Annotated in this window: 1 tRNA gene; it reads right to left on the bottom strand. The window is 54.1% G+C overall.

What is annotated here, in order from left to right:
- Positions 1-36 precede the first annotated feature (36 nt).
- A tRNA-Ala gene (locus OGV52_RS00745) sits at positions 37-112 on the bottom strand.
- Positions 113-296 lie beyond the last annotated feature (184 nt).

Here is a 296-nt window from a genome sequence, read left to right as displayed (position 1 = left end):
CACTCTGAAGTTTTCTTGTTTTTTTGCAGTAAGGAATGGTGGAGCTATGCGGGATCGAACCGCAGACCTCCTGCGTGCAAGGCAGGCGCTCTCCCAGCTGAGCTATAACCCCATCGTAAATGCTAATCTCTGTACCCTAATTCGTTTCCGGGCAAGGCGCGGTGGTGCGAAGCATACTGAAGTATGCGAGCATCGCCGTAACACAGCACGGAGGCGAATTTGGTAGGCCTGAGTGGACTTGAACCACCGACCTCACCCTTATCAGGGGTGCGCTCTAACCACCTGAGCTACAAGCC

It is taken from the genome of Citrobacter sp. Cb041 (assembly GCF_030336655.1).
Lineage (GTDB): Bacteria > Pseudomonadota > Gammaproteobacteria > Enterobacterales > Enterobacteriaceae > Citrobacter > Citrobacter braakii.
This window is presented reverse-complemented; position numbering and strand designations above follow the sequence as displayed.